General features: G+C 64.9%; 16 protein-coding genes. 6 read left to right on the forward strand and 10 right to left on the reverse strand.

The annotated features are described in order from the left end of the window. Positions 1–120: 120 nt before the first annotated feature. Positions 121–1,671 (reverse strand): nitric oxide reductase transcriptional regulator NorR, encoded by a 1,551-nt coding sequence (norR, locus tag LK03_RS09570; RefSeq protein ID WP_038412111.1) that lies wholly within the window; start codon positions 1,669–1,671, stop codon positions 121–123. A gap of 154 nt (positions 1,672–1,825) precedes the next feature. Here norR and hmpA point away from each other — a divergent pair, with 154 nt between their 5' ends. Next, the gene (gene hmpA / locus LK03_RS09575; protein ID WP_038412112.1) at positions 1,826–3,004 is read left to right on the forward strand and encodes an NO-inducible flavohemoprotein; all 1,179 of its coding nucleotides are present in this window, start codon (positions 1,826–1,828) and stop codon (positions 3,002–3,004) included. Positions 3,005–3,055: 51 nt separating this feature from the next. Here the strand turns inward: hmpA and LK03_RS09580 are convergent, their stop codons facing one another. Further along, positions 3,056–4,012: a bile acid:sodium symporter gene (locus tag LK03_RS09580; protein WP_038412113.1), complete on the reverse strand. Its 957-nt coding sequence runs from the start codon at positions 4,010–4,012 to the stop codon at positions 3,056–3,058. 145 nt (positions 4,013–4,157) lie between these two features. Beyond that, entirely contained in the window at positions 4,158–5,336 is a 1,179-nt protein-coding gene (locus LK03_RS09585) for an acetyl-CoA C-acetyltransferase (protein ID WP_038412114.1), read from the reverse strand. A 387-nt stretch (positions 5,337–5,723) separates the two neighbouring features. Here LK03_RS09585 and fabV point away from each other — a divergent pair, with 387 nt between their 5' ends. Continuing rightward, complete coding sequence (gene fabV, locus LK03_RS09590) at positions 5,724–6,935, forward strand: enoyl-ACP reductase FabV (RefSeq protein ID WP_038412115.1); 1,212 nt, start codon at positions 5,724–5,726, stop codon at positions 6,933–6,935. Positions 6,936–7,021: 86 nt separating this feature from the next. Here fabV and LK03_RS09595 read toward each other — a convergent pair whose 3' ends face one another. From LK03_RS09595 to LK03_RS09610, 4 genes are all read right to left on the reverse strand, one after another. Next, a complete protein-coding gene (locus LK03_RS09595; RefSeq protein ID WP_038412116.1) occupies positions 7,022–7,363 on the reverse strand; it encodes a HopJ type III effector protein in 342 nt (113 codons plus the stop codon). After that, positions 7,360–7,653 (reverse strand): DUF1244 domain-containing protein, encoded by a 294-nt coding sequence (locus LK03_RS09600; RefSeq protein ID WP_028696543.1) that lies wholly within the window; start codon positions 7,651–7,653, stop codon positions 7,360–7,362. The genes LK03_RS09595 and LK03_RS09600 overlap by 4 nt, the downstream gene beginning before the upstream one ends. Positions 7,654–7,662: 9 nt before the next feature. Beyond that, entirely contained in the window at positions 7,663–8,349 is a 687-nt protein-coding gene (gene folM, locus LK03_RS09605; protein ID WP_038412117.1) for a dihydromonapterin reductase, read from the reverse strand. 86 nt (positions 8,350–8,435) lie between these two features. Continuing rightward, positions 8,436–9,002 carry an antibiotic biosynthesis monooxygenase gene (locus LK03_RS09610; RefSeq protein WP_038412118.1) on the reverse strand — a complete coding sequence of 189 codons (567 nt, stop codon included), beginning with the start codon at positions 9,000–9,002 and terminating at the stop codon, positions 8,436–8,438. Positions 9,003–9,200: 198 nt separating this feature from the next. On the opposite strand from LK03_RS09610, the gene LK03_RS09615 reads away from it, so the two are divergent. Beyond that, complete coding sequence (locus LK03_RS09615; protein ID WP_038412119.1) at positions 9,201–10,130, forward strand: MerR family transcriptional regulator; 930 nt, start codon at positions 9,201–9,203, stop codon at positions 10,128–10,130. Here the strand turns inward: LK03_RS09615 and LK03_RS09620 are convergent. Both LK03_RS09620 and LK03_RS09625 read right to left on the reverse strand, forming a co-directional pair. Then, on the reverse strand, positions 10,115–10,732 hold the full coding sequence (locus tag LK03_RS09620; RefSeq protein ID WP_038414668.1) for a PilZ domain-containing protein: 618 nt from the start codon (positions 10,730–10,732) through the stop codon (positions 10,115–10,117). The two genes, LK03_RS09615 and LK03_RS09620, sit on opposite strands and share 16 nt — an antisense overlap. A 60-nt stretch (positions 10,733–10,792) precedes the next feature. Further along, complete coding sequence (locus tag LK03_RS09625; RefSeq protein ID WP_038412120.1) at positions 10,793–11,230, reverse strand: PAS domain S-box protein; 438 nt, start codon at positions 11,228–11,230, stop codon at positions 10,793–10,795. Positions 11,231–11,325: 95 nt separating this feature from the next. Here LK03_RS09625 and LK03_RS09630 point away from each other — a divergent pair, with 95 nt between their 5' ends. Both LK03_RS09630 and LK03_RS09635 read left to right on the forward strand, forming a co-directional pair. Next, positions 11,326–11,787, forward strand: a complete 462-nt coding sequence (locus tag LK03_RS09630) for a flavodoxin (protein WP_038412121.1) — start codon at positions 11,326–11,328, stop codon at positions 11,785–11,787. Positions 11,788–11,966: 179 nt separating this feature from the next. Next, complete coding sequence (locus tag LK03_RS09635) at positions 11,967–12,890, forward strand: alpha/beta fold hydrolase (protein ID WP_038412122.1); 924 nt, start codon at positions 11,967–11,969, stop codon at positions 12,888–12,890. Positions 12,891–13,109: 219 nt separating this feature from the next. On the opposite strand, the gene LK03_RS09640 is transcribed toward LK03_RS09635, so the two are convergent. Next, complete coding sequence (locus LK03_RS09640) at positions 13,110–13,889, reverse strand: IclR family transcriptional regulator (RefSeq protein WP_038412123.1); 780 nt, start codon at positions 13,887–13,889, stop codon at positions 13,110–13,112. A 158-nt stretch (positions 13,890–14,047) separates the two neighbouring features. Between LK03_RS09640 and hmgA the strand changes: the two genes are divergently transcribed. Further along, positions 14,048–15,349 (forward strand): homogentisate 1,2-dioxygenase, encoded by a 1,302-nt coding sequence (hmgA, locus tag LK03_RS09645; protein WP_038412124.1) that lies wholly within the window; start codon positions 14,048–14,050, stop codon positions 15,347–15,349. Positions 15,350–15,352 lie beyond the last annotated feature (3 nt).

Raw genomic sequence — 15,352 nt, forward strand, 5'->3', positions numbered from 1 at the left:
AGCACACGCGGGAGGCCTGTAACAGCCCTGTTACAGATCGTTTGGCAGGTATAGGCAGAGCTGACCGAACGGACCAGTTTCCCTGGCGCGCCAAATAAAGGCGCGTCGGTTAGTTGGCGCTCAGTCGATTCCCAGGCGCTTGGCCAGGCGGCTCAGGTTGGCGCGATCGATTTCCAGCTCCCGAGCCACAGCGGCGCGGTTTTGCTCATGGCGGTCGAGACTTTTCAGGATGAGCTGTCGCTGGAAGTCATCCACTGCACGACGCAATCCGACGTGGGAGGAACCGACCGGCGGTAGTGGCATCTCGCTAATGACGGCCGGTGCTACAGTGCCTGGGTGCAATTCCAGATCACTTGAAGTGAGCGTCAGTATGCGCGGACGCAAGCGATGCTGGCCGAGTGCCTTGAGGGCGCTGCGGCCTATGAGGTGTTCCAGTTCGCGGACATTGCCGGGCCAGTCGTAGTCCAGCAGCGCAGTTTGGGCATCCATGCTCAGGCGCAGGCTGTTCAGGCCAAGCCGCGAACGGTTTTGCTCAAGGAAGTAGCCGGCCAGCAGCAGTACGTCGCGTCCGCGTTCACGCAGTGGCGGCACCTGCAGCGGATAAACGCTCAAGCGGTGGTAGAAGTCGGCGCGAAAGCGCCCGCAGCGTACTTCCTCGGCCAGATCACGGTTACTCGCGGCGATCAGGCGCACATCGACATGGTGCTCACGGTCCGAGCCCAGGCGCTGCAGTTGTCCGCTCTGCAGCACCCGCAGCAGCTTGGCTTGGACGGCCAGGGGCAGCTCGCCGACCTCATCGAGAAACAGCGTGCCGCCGTGGGCCAGCTCGAACTTGCCACGCCGCTCGACATGGGCGCCGGTGAAGGCGCCACGGACGTGGCCGAACAACTCGCTTTCCACCAGGGTATCGGGCAGCGCCGCGCAGTTGAGACTGACCAGCGGCTTGTCGGCGCGCGTGCTGGCCTGGTGCAGCGCCTGGGCCACCAATTCCTTGCCGACACCGGTTTCACCGGTGACCAGAACCGTCAGTTCACTGTTGCCGACCAGGCGAATCTCTTCCAGCAATTGCCGGTGGGCGTTGCTCTGACCGATCAGTTGGCGCTCCTGATGGGTGGCCTGGCGGTACTGCTCGGCACGCTGCTGCTCGTTTTTTACCCGCAGGGCCAGGTGCTCGATGCGCTCAGCGACGGTGACGGTAGCCGCCGCCAGGCTGGCGAAGGCCTGCAAGGCGTCCAGTTGCAGCGGCTGGAACTGGCCTGCGGTCAGCGCGTCGAGGGTCAGCAGGCCCCACGGCCGCTCGTCGACCATCAGCGGGCAGCCCATGCAATCGTGCACCTGCAGGTCGACATGGGCGGCGGCGACCAGGCCGTCGTACGGGTCGGGCAGATCGCTGTCGCTGGCAAAGCGCGTTGGTGATCGATTGCCCAGCAGAACGGCGAAGCGTGGGTGCTCGCTGACCTTGAAGCGCCGGCCCAGGGTGTCTGCCACCAGACCATCGACGGCCAGGGGCACCAGCCACTCGCCCTCCAGGCGCAGCAGGGCGGCCGCATCGCAGGGCAGCAGATCGCGCAGGGCTTGCAGCAGGCGGCGGTAGCGCTCGTGGTCGGGCAGGTCGCGCGACAGGTCGCGTACCAGCGGTAGAAGGGCGGTGAGCAACGGCGTAGCAGTCATAAGGACTCCGGTGTAGTCGTTTGGACTATAGCGCGAGCTAGGTCATTTTGACTTGTACGGGTACCCAGCCGTTGAATTTACGAGTCTGCAGCGTTGGCACGATTACTGAAATGTGCATTGCATCGTTCAGATCATCGTTTCAGGAGAATCGCCAATGCTCACCGCTGACCAACGCGCCATCATCAAAGCCACCGTCCCGCTGCTGAAAAGCGGCGGCGAGGCGCTGACCACGCATTTCTACAAGATGATGCTCGACGAGCACCCCGAAGTGCGTCCGCTGTTCAACCAGGCGCACCAGGCCAGTGGCGACCAGCCGCGCGCCCTGGCCAACGGCGTGCTGATGTATGCCAGGCACATCGACCAGTTGGAACAACTGGGCGGCCTGGTCGGGCAGATCATCAACAAGCATGTGGCGTTGCAGATTCTTCCCGAGCACTACCCGATCGTTGGCGCGTGCCTGCTGCGGGCGATCAAGGAGGTGCTTGGCGAGGACATTGCCACGCCTACGGTCATCGATGCCTGGGCAGCGGCCTACGGGCAACTGGCGGATATTCTGATCGGTGCCGAGGAAAGTCTGTACCAGGCCAAGGAACACGCCGAGGGCGGCTGGCGCGGTGCGCGGGCTTTCACCTTGGTGCGCCGCGAGCAGGAAAGCGAGGAGATCGTGTCGTTCTACTTCGCGCCGGTCGACGGCAAGCCGGTACTCAAGGCCGAGCCTGGCCAGTACATCGGCCTGCAGCTGTTCATCGACGGCAGCGAGCAGCGCCGTAACTATTCGCTGTCGGCCCGGTGCGATGGCCGCGAGTACCGCATCAGCGTCAAGCGCGAGGCCGGTGGCAAGGTCTCCAACTACCTGCATGACCAGCTCAAGGTCGGCGACACGCTGCCGCTGTTTCCGCCAGCGGGGGATTTCACCCTGGTCGCAAGCGACAAGCCGCTGGTGCTGATCAGCGGTGGTGTGGGCATCACCCCGACCCTGGCGATGTTGCAGGCGGCCGTGGAAAATGGCCGCCCGGTGCACTTCATCCACTGCGCGCGCAACGGTGCGGTGCATGCCTTCCGCGACGCGGTCGACACGCTGGCAGCGCAGCATCCTCAGCTCAAGCGCTTCTACTGCTACGACGAGGACGACGGCAGCGGGCATGCCCATGCGCTGGGGCGGATGAGCCAGGACCTGCTTGGCGAGTGGTTGCCCAGCGAGCGCGACGTCGACGTGTACTTCCTTGGGCCGAAGCCGTTCATGGCAGCGATCAAGCGGCAGCTCAAGGCCTTGGGCGTACCAGAGGCGCAGAGCCGCTTCGAGTTCTTCGGCCCCGCTGCGGCGCTGGTCTGAAGGTCGAGCGCAGGGGTGTCAGGCCAAGCTGCCCGCCGCCCTTGCGCTGCCTCAGCCGCGCACCAGCCGCGGTAGCAGGCGAATGTACGCAAGTTCCGCGAGCAGCTCGACCAGGGTCTGGCAGACCACCGCTGCCGCCGCCAGGCTACGCATCTCGGCCGGCAAGGCCAGGGCCAGCGGCAGCACCACCAGTGAATTGCGTGTGGCGCTGCTGAACATCAGCGAGCGGGTCTGCGCCGGCGGCAGGCGCCACAGCCGCGCCGTCAGCAGCCCCAGCGCCGGCGCCAGCACGGCAAAGCCCAGGTACACCGGCAGCACTGGCACGATGCCGGGCCAGTCGGCGGCCACCTTGCCACTCTGCGAACCCACCACCAGCAGCAACACCAGAGCCATGGCCGGCACCGGTAGCCAGCTGCACGCCTGACTCCACGCAGCGACCGCCGCTTGCCGGCGCGCCGCCGCCAGGGTCAGCAGCGCCAGCCCGAGGGGCACGGCGATCAGCCCGACAAAGGCTTCGACGAACGGGGTCAGCGGCAGGTCAAGCACCCACTGGGTATCGACCATCAGCGCCAGGTACAGCGGCAACAGCAGCAATTGCACCAGCAGCAACAGCGGCGTCGCGGCCAGGGTCAGGCTGGCGTCGCCCTTGCCCAGTTGGGTGAATACCACGACGTAGTCGATGCAGGGGGTGAGCAGCACGAGCAGCGCCCCGATCAGCAGCGCCGGATGCCCCAGCAGGCTGCGGCTGGCCAGCCACACCAGCAGCGGCACGAAGACGAAATTGGCCATCAGCAAGGCGGCGAGAAAACGCGCCTGACGCAGGCCCTGACGCAACTCGAACAGCGGCAGTTGCAGGAACATCACGTACATCAACAGGGCCAGCGCCGGGCTGATCAGCCACTCGCCGTGGGCGGCCAGTGCTGGCAGGGTCAGACCCAGGACGGCGGCGGCCAGCACCACGACGAAATACAGCGGGATTTGCTGGTGTTCCAGTTGTTCGCGGGTCAAGGCAGGTACCGGGAGTGAGATGAGCGAGCCGCGCAGCGACCGCGCCGGTGACCCTTTGCGCGGCCACCGACGGGTGGCTGCGCATTGTGCGTCAGCGGCGCGCTGCGGTGAACCGCCGATCCCCTTGGCCGGGCAAACGCTGCGCTCAGCGGCTGATGGCCAGCGCCACGCCCTGGCCACCCCCGATGCATAGCGTTGCCAGGCCCTTGTGCGCGTCCCGCTTGAGCATTTCATGCAGCAGCGTCACCAATACCCGGCAGCCGGATGCACCGATCGGGTGGCCGAGGGCGATGGCCCCGCCGTTGACGTTGACCCGGCTCGCCTCCCATTGCAGCTCACGGCCCACTGCCAGGGCCTGGGCGGCGAAGGCTTCGTTGGCTTCGATCAGCTCGACGTCCTGCAACTGCCAGCCGGCTTTCTCCAGGCAGCGGCGGGTGGCCGACACCGGACCGATGCCCATGATCGCCGGGTCGACACCCGCGCTGGCATAGCCACTGATGGTCGCCAGCACCGGCAGGCCCAGAGCCTGGGCTTTGCTGACGCTCATCAGCAGCACTGCGGCGGCGCCATCGTTGAGGGTCGAGGCGTTGCCGGCGGTGACGCTGCCGTCCTTGCGAAACGCTGGGCGCAGGCCAGCGAGGCTCTCGGCCGTGGTGCCCGCGCGCGGTTGCTCGTCGGTGTCGAACACCCGCGCCGGACCTTTGCGCTGGGGAATGTGCACGGGGGTGATTTCCTCGACGAAGCGCCCACTGGCAATCGCTGCCAGGGCCTTGCGCTGGGATTCGGCGGCGAAGGCGTCCTGCTCGGCGCGGGTCAGGCGGTAGGCATCGACCAGGTTCTCGGCGGTGATGCCCATGTGGTAGTCGTTGAACGCGTCCCACAGGCCGTCGCTGATCATGCTGTCGAGCATCTGTCCGTGGCCCATGCGCTGGCCGGTGCGCGCCGAGGGCAGCACGTAGGGCGCCAGGCTCATGTTTTCCTGGCCGCCGGCGATCACCACCTCGGCGTCGCCGCAGCGAATCGCCTGGGCTGCCAGGTGCACGGCCTTGAGCCCCGAGCCGCAGACCTTGTTCAGGGTCAGTGCGGGCACTGCGTGGGGCAGGCCGGCCTTGATCGCACTCTGGCGCGCCGGATTCTGCCCGGCGCCGGCAGTGAGCACCTGGCCAAGGATCACTTCGTCGACCTCGGCCGGGTCCAGGCCGGTCTGGGTCAGCAGTTGCCGGATCACCGCAGCGCCCAGTTCGATGGCCGGCACGTTGGCCAGGGCGCCCTGGAAACAGCCGATGGCGGTGCGAGTGGCGGCGACGATGGCGACTTCGTTCATTGCGGTTCTCCGAAAGGCGAGGCTGTGAAGGCCACAGCATCCACGCCTGCAGGGCAGTTGAGAAGTTTGTTTTTCTGGGTGATTGATCGGCTTTTGCAATCAATCAGGTGGATTGACACTGATTGTGCAGGTGCTTGAAACGTGACGTGCAGCCCTTAAGATGTGTCGCAACGCTGACCGGTGTAGTCTTACGCACCGCCAAGGGTTGTATGAAAAGAGGTTGGGCCGCTGTTCATCAAGGGTATTGGGGCCGCTTTGCGGCCCTTCGCGGGTAAACCCGCTCCTCCCTATCAGGCACAGCGCCCGACAGCTTTTCATACGACCCCTACCGATACGAGATCGCCCCACGCGACTCCACACCCGATTAAACCTGACGAGGTACAGACATTGGCCATCATTCATCCCAAGGTTCGCGGTTTCATCTGCACCACGACCCATCCGAAGGGCTGCGAGCTCAACGTCCGTGATCAGATCGAAGCCACCCGCAAGCAGGGTGTGCGCGAAGACGGGCCGAAAAAGGTTCTGGTCATCGGTGCCTCCAGCGGCTACGGCCTGGCGGCGCGCATCACTGCCGCGTTCGGCTTCAAGGCCGATACCCTGGGCGTGTTCTTCGAAAAGCCGGGCAGCGAAACCAAGGCCGGTACCGCCGGCTGGTACAACGCCGCCGCGTTCGACAAGTTCGCCAAGGCCGAGGGCCTGTACAGCAAGTCGATCAATGGCGATGCGTTCTCCGACGAGGCGCGTGCCAAGGTCATCGAACTGATCAAGAACGAGATGGGCGGCAAGGTCGACCTGGTCATCTACTCCCTCGCCTCGCCGGTGCGCAAGCTGCCCGGCAGTGGCGAGGTGGTGCGCTCGGCGCTCAAACCCATCGGTCAGCCGTACACGTCGACCGCCATCGACACCAACAAGGACTGCATCACCGAAGCCAGCATCGAGCCGGCCACCGAGCAGGAAATCGCTGACACCGTCACCGTCATGGGCGGCCAGGACTGGCAGCTGTGGATCGACGCCCTGGCTGGCGCCGACGTGCTCGCCGAAGGCGCGCGTACCGTGGCCTTCAGCTACATCGGGACTGAAATCACCTGGCCGATCTACTGGCATGGCGCGCTCGGCCAGGCCAAGCAGGACCTCGACGAAACCGCCTTGCGCCTGGACCAGAAGCTGTCCGCTTCGATTCACGGCGGCGCCAACGTGGCCGTGCTGAAATCGGTCGTCACCCAGGCCAGCTCGGCCATCCCGGTGATGCCGCTGTACCTGTCGATGGTGTTCAAGATCATGCAGGAGAAGGGTGTCCACGAAGGCACCGGCGACCAGCTCAACCGCATGTTCCGCGAGCGTCTGTACCGTGAAGACGGCCAGCCTGCCGAAGTCGACGAGAAGGCTCGCCTGCGTCTGGACGACTGGGAACTGCGCGACGACGTGCAGGACGCCTGCAAGGCCCTGTGGCCGCAAGTGACCACCGAGAACCTGTTCGAAGTCACCGACTACGCCGGTTACAAGAAGGAGTTCCTCAACCTGTTCGGCTTCGAGCGCAGCGATGTCGACTACGACCAGGACGTCGCCACCCTGGTGGACTTCGACTGCGTCCAGCTGTAACGCCCGTCAGGCGCTGGTGTTCACCAGCGCCCATGGCCGCGGTCGACGCTGTTCGCGTCGGCCCGCGCCGTCTCAGGCTGAATCCATCAGCCCAGCCGCTCGAGCGGTTGCTGCGCAAAACGTACCCCAGCCAGACCATGCTTGATCAGCGAACGGATGTTGCCGTGGTCGCTGCCTTCGGGCGTCTCCAGCACGCTGCGGTAGTGCTCGCCGAAGGCCAGCAGGGCTTCCTGGTCGCTCAAACCTTCGAGCAGGGCCAGGCCCAGGGTCTTGCACGAGCCTTCGTTCTGCCCGGCGGCGCTGACCAGACCGCCGTTGTCGAAGCCTTGCGGGGTGTAGCGATAATGTTCGGCGACGAACGCCAGGGTACTGGCGAAGGCGTGTTCGCCGCTGTTGAGCGATGCGCGCAGGGTGTTCAGATCGGTCACGGTGCTTTCCTTTGGTCGAACGCCGCTTGTTGTTCGGCGCTGGCTTCTTTCTGGTACTGGGCTTTCCATTCGGCGTAGGGCATGCCGTACACCGCCTCGCGGGCGTCATCCAGGCTGACGTCGAGCTGGCGCTCGTCGGCTGCGGCCTTGTACCACTTGGACAGGCAGTTGCGGCAGAAGCCGGAGAGGTTCATCAGGTCGATGTTCTGCACGTCGGTGCGCTGCTGCAAGTGGTCGACCAGGCGACGGAAGGCAGCGGCTTCGAGTTCGAGCTGTTGTTGTGGGGTCATGGTGGGCTCTCAGGTCATGCGGTTTTTCAGGTGGCGACCACCATTGATGGTCACGAACGTGCCGGTGCTGTACGGACTTTCGAGCAGGAACAGCACGGCCTCGATCAGTGGCTGGGCGCCAGGTTCGAATTGCAGCAGGGCTTTTTGCAGGGTGTGCTGACGGTAGGCTTCGTCACCGTCGGGCTTGAACATCAGAAGGCCCGGGAGGATACCGTTGACGCGCACGTTGGGCGCGTACTTCTGCGCGAACGACAGCACCATGTTCTGCAGGGCGGCCTTGGTCGCGGCGTAGGCGATATGGCTCTGGCTGCCCCGTGAGGAGGTCTCGTCGCAGATATGAATGATGTCGGCCTTGCCGGCATTGCCGAGCAACTCGCCCAGTGCCAGGTTCAGATGGTAGGGCGCCTCGACATGCAGACGAAACAGCGTATCGAGGTTTTCCAGGCTGTCATCGAGCCACAAAGAGGCGTTGTGGATGACCCCGCGCAGGCTCTGGCAATGGCGCTGCAGGTAGTCGATCAGCGCCTGGCGATCATCGGCCCGGCACAGGTCGGCTTCGAAATGCTGGATATTCGGGTGCGCGGGCGGCTGGCGGCGGCTGGCACTGATGACCGTGTGGCCGGCCTCTGCCAGGGCCTGGGCCAAGGCCAGCCCGACGCGTTGGCTGGCGCCGGTGAGAAGGATAGGACTGTTCATGTTCGGGGCGGTCGACTCGTCTGTCCTGGCGATGATCGCCCAGCATACCCGAACTGTTTCCCTGTGTGGCCGCCTGCCCGGTTGGCTCAGCGGCTGTGCAGCTGGCGCGTGGCCTTGCCTGCCCGCGGCGCAGCATTCAGCCAGTTGGCCAACAGACGCGTCGACAGCGGTATGAAGCAGTACACCATCAGCGGTGTCAGTGCCGCCGTGCTGAGCAGAATGCGCGGCAGTAGGGGCAGGGCGCTCAGCCAAGGGCCGAACACCAGGTTGAACAGCAACGACACCGGGAAGAACGCCAGCCAGATGGCGATGGCCTGTTTCCAGCGCGGCGGGCGCACCAGGCCGCTGGTGAACCAGCCTTCAATGCCGCTGGCGCGGTGCTCGGTGGGCCGTTCGAACAGGCCGTCACCGCGTTGCAACCAGGCACGGCGCGAGGCGGAGAACTCCCAGGCATGCAGGGTCTGTTCGTTGGTGAAGCGGAAGATGATCTGGAAGGCATCGCCATCGGCGGGCGGGGCGAGGATGCCCGAGCCGAGGTAGCCGGGGAAGTCGGTGGCCAGCTGTTCGCCTTCGTGCAGCCAGGCCAGCAGCTCCTGGTAGCGGCCACGGGCAGCGCGGCGCGAGACCATCAAGGTCACAGGTGCGGTAGACATTATGTATCTCCTCAACGCGGCGCTGGCGGGTAGCCGGCACCTGGGCTCGATCGCCCGGGGTGGTGGGCGATGCAAGCGTGGATGCAAGAATCAGGCGCGAATCATCGCGCAGTTCGTGTGCCGACGACAGGTTTTCCAGCTCGGTGGGTTTTCAGCGGCGTACACTGGCGTTCTTTACCTCGCACAGGTTACATGCCGATGAACGACCAGGCCCCCGGCCCACGGGCCGACGCCGACACTGCCGAGCCAGTGCTGTACTCGATCGGTGAAGTGGCCAGCCGTACTGGCGTGAATGCCGTGACCCTGCGTGCCTGGGAGCGCCGGCATGGCCTTTTGCAGCCCCATCGCACCGAGAGCGGGCACCGGCTCTATAGCGGTGCGGACATCGACACGATCCACAGCATCCTTGGCTGGCTCGCCCGCGGCGTGCCGGTGAGCCGGGTGGCGCGGATCCTCGCACGCCCCAGTGAACACCTGCTGCCGGCGGGCGCCTCCCAGCCGCCGCGCTACTGGCAGACTCAAGCGCGCGCAGCGCTGGCCGAGTTCGATCCAGCCAAGCTGGGCGAGGTCTATCAGCGCGCCCTGGCGGTGCTGGGTCAGGATGCAGTGTTCGAACAGGTATGGATGCCACTGTGGACCACCCTGCGCGGCGCGCGGCAGGGTTACGGGCAGACCAGCGAATGGCTGTTCCTTGACCAATTCCTGCGCCATCAGGTGTGGCAGCGCTTGCCGCAGGCTGGCAACCGTACGCTCAATGTTCTGGTGGCGCCGCTCAACGACGATGTCGCCAAGCTGGAGTTGCTGGTGGCCGGGCTGTTGCTGTGCAGCGACGAGATCGGGGTGATCGTGCTGCCGCCAGGGCAACCACCTGACGAGCTGGCGCTGGTCTGCGAGCGCCGCCGCGCCGATGCGCTGATACTGGTCTCCAATCATCACCCGTCAGCGGAGTTGGCACCGCGTCTGGCCCAGGTGGCCTGCGGGCTGGTGTGCCCACTGGCGCTGGCCGGGGAGATGTCGGAGCGGGCGCAAGCGCGTTTGCAGGCCAGCGCCATCGCCTGCCTGGGTGCGCAGGCGACGCAGATGCGTCAGCGTCTGGCGTTGTTCATGAGCGCTCAGCTCGATACTTGAGCGTGAAGTTCGGGATGGGCCTGGCGGTGTGCGTGCAGCACATAGTCGCGCAAGCGCTCGATTTCATCGGTGGCGCTGTGGCTCAGGTCGTAGGCGGCCAGATCGGCCCCGATACGTCGGCGCAGTTCACCGTGCAGGGTGATAGGGCAGAGTCCGGGCGGGGTGAACTGCAAGTCGAACGCTGCCGGTGCCGGCGCTTGGTCGCGTAGCTCCACCAGCATGCCCTTGAACGACAGGTCACGCACCCACAGCGCACTGGCCTGACCTTGGGCGTCGTGCAGGGCACAGGGTCGTTCGAGCGCCAGGCGCCAGGCGCGCAGCATTGGACCGTCTTCGTAGATTTCCGGTGAGCCCAGTTGCAGGTGCAGGGCGTGGAATTCGTCCTCGACCACGTGCAGCGGGAAGGTGATCTGCTGATTGTTGACGCTGGCCTGCAGGGTCACCTGCTCGTTGGCCACCAGGCGCGTGAGCAGCGCCTTGGTGCGCCCGTCGCCGTTGACCAGCAGGCGCGAGGTCGGATCAGCCAGGTGCAACTGCGGCGCGTGCTGCAGGTGCTGGATGAAGTCCAGTTCGTCCTGGCTGAGCAGAGGGTCGGCGGACATGTCGTTGCTCACGGTCATTCTCACAGGCGACGGGCGAAGGGGCGGTCGTCGCGGTTGGGGTCAGTCTTGCAGGTCGGCCTGCAGTGCGGCCAGCCTGGCTTGGGCTTCGGCCAGTTGGCGCTCGAGCTCCACTTGCCGGGTAACGTCTTTTTGCACACCAATGTAGTAGACACGTGGATCACCGGGCGTATGCACCGGGGCGATGGACAGCTCGTTCCAGAACGCGCTGCCATCGCGGCGATAATTGCGCAGGATCTCCCGGCATGGCTGACCGGCTGCCAATGCGCGGCGGATGCGCGCACGGGCCAGTTGGTCACGATCGTCGCCCTGGAGGAAGCGGCAGTCCTGGTACAGCACCTCGCTGCTGGAATAGCCGGTCAGCCGCTCGAAGGCCGGGTTCATGTAGATGAGGATGGTGTCCTCACCTTCTCGCTCGGTGACCACGATGCCGTCGTTGCAGGCCTCGACCATCGATTGCAGCAGTTGCGCGTTGATCATGCCTCGGGCCTTTCATAGGGGTGCGCAGGCCAGGCGGCCAGCGACGACGAATGTTAGTATCCTACGTTTACACTCAAGTTCGGAATCGTTTCCTGATGAAAGTCGCCATCCTTTCCGGTTCGGTCTTCGGTGCAGCCGAAGAGGTCGCCCATCACGCCGAGGCTTTGCTCAACGCCGCTGGGTTGCAGGCCTGGCACGCCACGCGTGGCACTCTCCAGGACATCCGGCGCTTCGCCCCCGATGCCGTGCTGGCCGTGACCTCGACCACTGGCATGGGCGAACTGCCGGACAACCTGATGGATCTCTACAGCGCGCTGCGCGACACCCTGCCGAGCGAACTGCGTGGTCTACCGGGCGCGGTGATCGGACTGGGCGATTCGAGCTACGACACGTTCTGCGCCGGCGGCGAGCAGATGGTCGAATTGTTCGACGAGCTGGGCATCGAATCGGTGCTGCCGCTGCTGCGTCTGGATGCCAGTGAGACAGTGACCCCGGAAACCGATGCCGAGCCCTGGCTCGCGGAGTTGGTGACGGCGCTCAAGGCGCGTCAGGCCTGAGGCCTACCGTTCGCACCGCTGTCCTGCACGGTCATCAAGCTGGCTGCCAAGGCAATCTCCCGGGCCTTGCCGGCTGACTAGACTCAGCCTCGATACAGAGAGCACATGCATGTGCCGAGGTGAGTTGCCATGATCGTAGCCGAGTCGTTGCAGTCCGGTGGTTCAGAGGGGCGTGTCTGATGCCCCTCGCCGAAATTCCCCTTCGTATCTGGCGCACCCGTGCGCAATCTTTCCTGTTCCGCGGGCAGAGCATCCGCTACTGGAGCGCAGGCCAGGGCGAGCCGCTGTTGCTGCTGCACGGTTTTCCCACCGCCAGTTGGGACTGGCACTACCTATGGGCGCCCTTGGCCCAGCGCTTTCGCCTGATCGCCTGCGACATGCTTGGCTTTGGTGACTCTGACAAGCCGTTGCAGCACGCGTACAGCCTGCTCGAGCAGGCCGACCTGCAGCAAGCGCTGCTGGCCCATTTGCGCATTGACCAGCCGGTGCACGTGCTGGCCCACGATTACGGTGGCAGCGTGGCCCAGGAACTGCTGGCGCGCCATCATGAAGGGCGCGCCGAGCTTGGCAGCTGCATGTTTCTCAACAGCGCCTTGCTGGCGGAGTGTCATCCCTTGCAGATGGCCCACAAGCTGCTGTTGAGCCCGTTGGGCTGGCTGGTCGGTCGTGCCTTCGGTCGTGAAGACCTGGTGCGCAGTCTGTCGCAGGTGTGCAGCCTGGGCGCCCACCCCAATGAAAGCGCGCTGGACGACTACTGGAGCCTGATCGTGGCCAACCGGGGCACGCGCATTCTGCACAAGCTGATGGGCTATGTGCGTGAGCGCAGCCTGTACCGGGAGCGGTGGGTCGGCGCCCTGCAACGCCAGGGCGTGGCGCTGGGGCTGATCAATGGTGCGCTCGACCCGCTGTGCAGTGCACCGGTGCTGGAGCGCTACCGGCAACTACTGCCCGACACCGACATGGTGCTGTTGCCGGGCATCGGCCATTACCCCCATACCGAAGCCGCAGTGCAGGTCTTGCATCATTACCTGGCATTTCGTGACCAACCGCTGGCTCACCTGCCGCAGAAAGCAGCCTGGAGCGTCCATGCCATCGGCTCATGAAAAAAAACCGCTGCGTAAACGCAGCGGCTCAAGGAAGACGGCAGATCAAGGAGCTTCAAAATCAGCCTAGGTATACCGACCACCGTCCAGCGCGGAGGGGGAGGTGCGCGGACCGATGGTCAGTGAAGCCAGCATAAGCCGTTGACCGCAGGGGAAAAACACTCATCCGAGACATTCACTGTTACCTGCCGGGTAACAGTGGACCGACCGTGTGGCTGCTCAAGCTTGGTGGCCCATGCGCCAACTGGTCGCCTGTGCAGCCAGGCGCAGACGCTCGGCTGCTGGGCCCTGACTGTCGGCATTGAACATCGAGGTAGGACCGACCACGGTCATGACTGCGGCGATTTCACCCATGGCATTGAAGATCGGCGCCGACAACGCATCGACCCCCGGCATCAGCAGGCCATGCACGTGGTGCAGGGCGTTGTTGCGAATCTCGGCCAGCAGCGCCGTGTAGTCGTCGGCGCTGCGACCGAGGCGGGCCAGTTCCTGGTCGCGCAGCTCGGCGGTTTCGCGCTCGGGCAGGTAGGCGGCGAACACCAACCCGGTGGACGAGCTGAGCAGCGGCAGCACCGAGCCGATCTGCGTCACCACGGTTACCGCGCGCACTGCCGGCTCGATGTTGACCACCGTTGCGCCCTGATTGCCCCAGACCGCGACGAAGCAGCTCTCGTTGAGAGTGTCGCGCAATTGCGACAGCGGCACGGCGGCGACCTTCAGCACATCGATGCTGCCCAGGGCCGCGAGCCCCACGCGCAAGGCCTCGCGGCCGAGGCCGTAATGGTTGGTTGCCGGGTTCTGCTCGGCGAAACCGCTGGCAATCAACGCCTGCAGATAGCGATGGACCTTGCTGGCGGGCATGTCGACGTGTTCGGCCAGGCGCGACAACGAGGTTGCGGGGGACAACTGTGCCAACGCCTTGAGGATGTCGGTGCCGACTTCTGCCGAGCGGACCTTCTGTTTACCGCTGTCAGAGGTGGAAACATTGACCTTGGTCATTGGAATGATTTCCCAGTTGAGTTGGCGACCTTATAGCTTGACGCTTGCTCCGGAGCAAATTACGTTATTCGTAATCTGATTACGATAAATACAATTCAGCGCGGGATTCAGGGTCAACCATTGCCTCTCGATTCCCCTGCGGTCAGCCGGAGGCATCAATGCAGCACGTTCCTTCAACCGATCTGCAGTATCTCAGCGGTTTCGCCAACGAGTTCGCCAGCGAGGCGCTACCCGGCGCGCTGCCAGTGGGGCAGAACTCCCCGCAGCGGGTGCCTCATGGTTTGTATGCCGAGCAGCTTTCTGGCACTGCGTTCACCATGCCGCGCCATGAACAGCGGCGAACCTGGTTGTACCGGATCCGCCCCAGCGCCCTGCATCCGCGCTTCGAGCGGCTGGCGCAGCAGCCGCTGGCGGCGGGTGCCGGGGCGGTCAACCCAAACCGTCTGCGCTGGAGTCCGCAACCATTGCCTGGGGTGCCGACCGATTTCATCGACGGCTGGCTGCCCATGGCCGCCACCGCTGCAGGCGATGCTGCCAGCGGGGTGAGTATTTACCTGTACGCGGCCAATCGCTCGATGCAGCGCGCCTTCTTCGACGCCGACGGCGAGTTGCTGGTGGTACCGCAGCAGGGTCGCCTGCGTATCGTCACCGAGCTGGGGGTGCTGCTGGTCGAACCGCAGGAAATCGCCGTGCTGCCGCGTGGCATGAAGTTTCGTGTCGAGTTGCCTGATGGGCAGGCCCGCGGCTATCTGGCGGAAAACCACGGCTCGCCGCTGCGCATTCCCGATCTTGGCCCAATCGGCAGCAATGGTCTGGCCAACCCGCGTGATTTCCTCACCCCGGTCGCACACTTCGAAGACCGCACTACGCCGACCGCGCTGGTGCAGAAATTCCTCGGCCAGTACTGGGGCTGCGAGCTGGGCCATTCACCGCTCGATGTGGTCGCCTGGCACGGCAACAACGTGCCGTACAAGTATGACCTGCGCCGCTTCAACACCTTGGGTACGGTCAGTTACGACCATCCCGACCCGTCGATCTTCACCGTGCTGACCTCGCCCGGCAGCGTGCCTGGCCAGGCCAACATCGATTTCGTGATCTTCCCGCCTCGCTGGATGGTGGCCGAGAACACCTTCCGTCCGCCCTGGTTCCACCGCAACCTGATGAACGAATTCATGGGCTTGATCACCGGCGCCTACGACGCCAAGGCCGAAGGTTTCCTGCCCGGCGGAGCCTCGCTGCACCCGTGCATGAGTGCCCACGGCCCCGATGCCGAAAGCTGCAGCAAGGCCATCGAGGCGCAGTTGGCGCCGCACAAGCTCGACGGCACCATGGCCTTCATGTTCGAAACCAGCCAGGTGCTGCGCCCCAGCACGCAGGCCCTGGAAAGTGCGCAACTGCAGGCGGACTATGACCAGTGCTGGGCGAGTCTTGCCACCACCTTCACCCCGCCACGGAGCTGACCA

The sequence above is a fragment of the Pseudomonas cremoricolorata genome, assembly GCF_000759535.1.
In the GTDB taxonomy this organism is placed as follows: domain Bacteria; phylum Pseudomonadota; class Gammaproteobacteria; order Pseudomonadales; family Pseudomonadaceae; genus Aquipseudomonas; species Aquipseudomonas cremoricolorata_A.

Excerpts from the sequence above, each read along its gene's own strand:
- hmgA (WP_038412124.1), top strand. The coding sequence starts at position 14,048 with ATGCAGCACGTTCCTTCAACCGATCTGCAGTATCTCAGCGGTTTCGCC.
- hmpA (WP_038412112.1), top strand. The coding sequence starts at position 1,826 with ATGCTCACCGCTGACCAACGCGCCATCATCAAAGCCACCGTCCCGCTG.
- norR (WP_038412111.1), bottom strand. The coding sequence starts at position 1,671 with ATGACTGCTACGCCGTTGCTCACCGCCCTTCTACCGCTGGTACGCGAC.
- LK03_RS09600 (WP_028696543.1), bottom strand. The coding sequence starts at position 7,653 with ATGACCCCACAACAACAGCTCGAACTCGAAGCCGCTGCCTTCCGTCGC.
- LK03_RS09635 (WP_038412122.1), top strand. The coding sequence starts at position 11,967 with ATGCCCCTCGCCGAAATTCCCCTTCGTATCTGGCGCACCCGTGCGCAA.
- LK03_RS09585 (WP_038412114.1), bottom strand. The coding sequence starts at position 5,336 with ATGAACGAAGTCGCCATCGTCGCCGCCACTCGCACCGCCATCGGCTGT.
- LK03_RS09615 (WP_038412119.1), top strand. The coding sequence starts at position 9,201 with ATGAACGACCAGGCCCCCGGCCCACGGGCCGACGCCGACACTGCCGAG.
- LK03_RS09625 (WP_038412120.1), bottom strand. The coding sequence starts at position 11,230 with ATGATCAACGCGCAACTGCTGCAATCGATGGTCGAGGCCTGCAACGAC.
- LK03_RS09610 (WP_038412118.1), bottom strand. The coding sequence starts at position 9,002 with ATGTCTACCGCACCTGTGACCTTGATGGTCTCGCGCCGCGCTGCCCGT.
- LK03_RS09620 (WP_038414668.1), bottom strand. The coding sequence starts at position 10,732 with ATGTCCGCCGACCCTCTGCTCAGCCAGGACGAACTGGACTTCATCCAG.
- LK03_RS09630 (WP_038412121.1), top strand. The coding sequence starts at position 11,326 with ATGAAAGTCGCCATCCTTTCCGGTTCGGTCTTCGGTGCAGCCGAAGAG.
- folM (WP_038412117.1), bottom strand. The coding sequence starts at position 8,349 with ATGAACAGTCCTATCCTTCTCACCGGCGCCAGCCAACGCGTCGGGCTG.
- LK03_RS09640 (WP_038412123.1), bottom strand. The coding sequence starts at position 13,889 with ATGACCAAGGTCAATGTTTCCACCTCTGACAGCGGTAAACAGAAGGTC.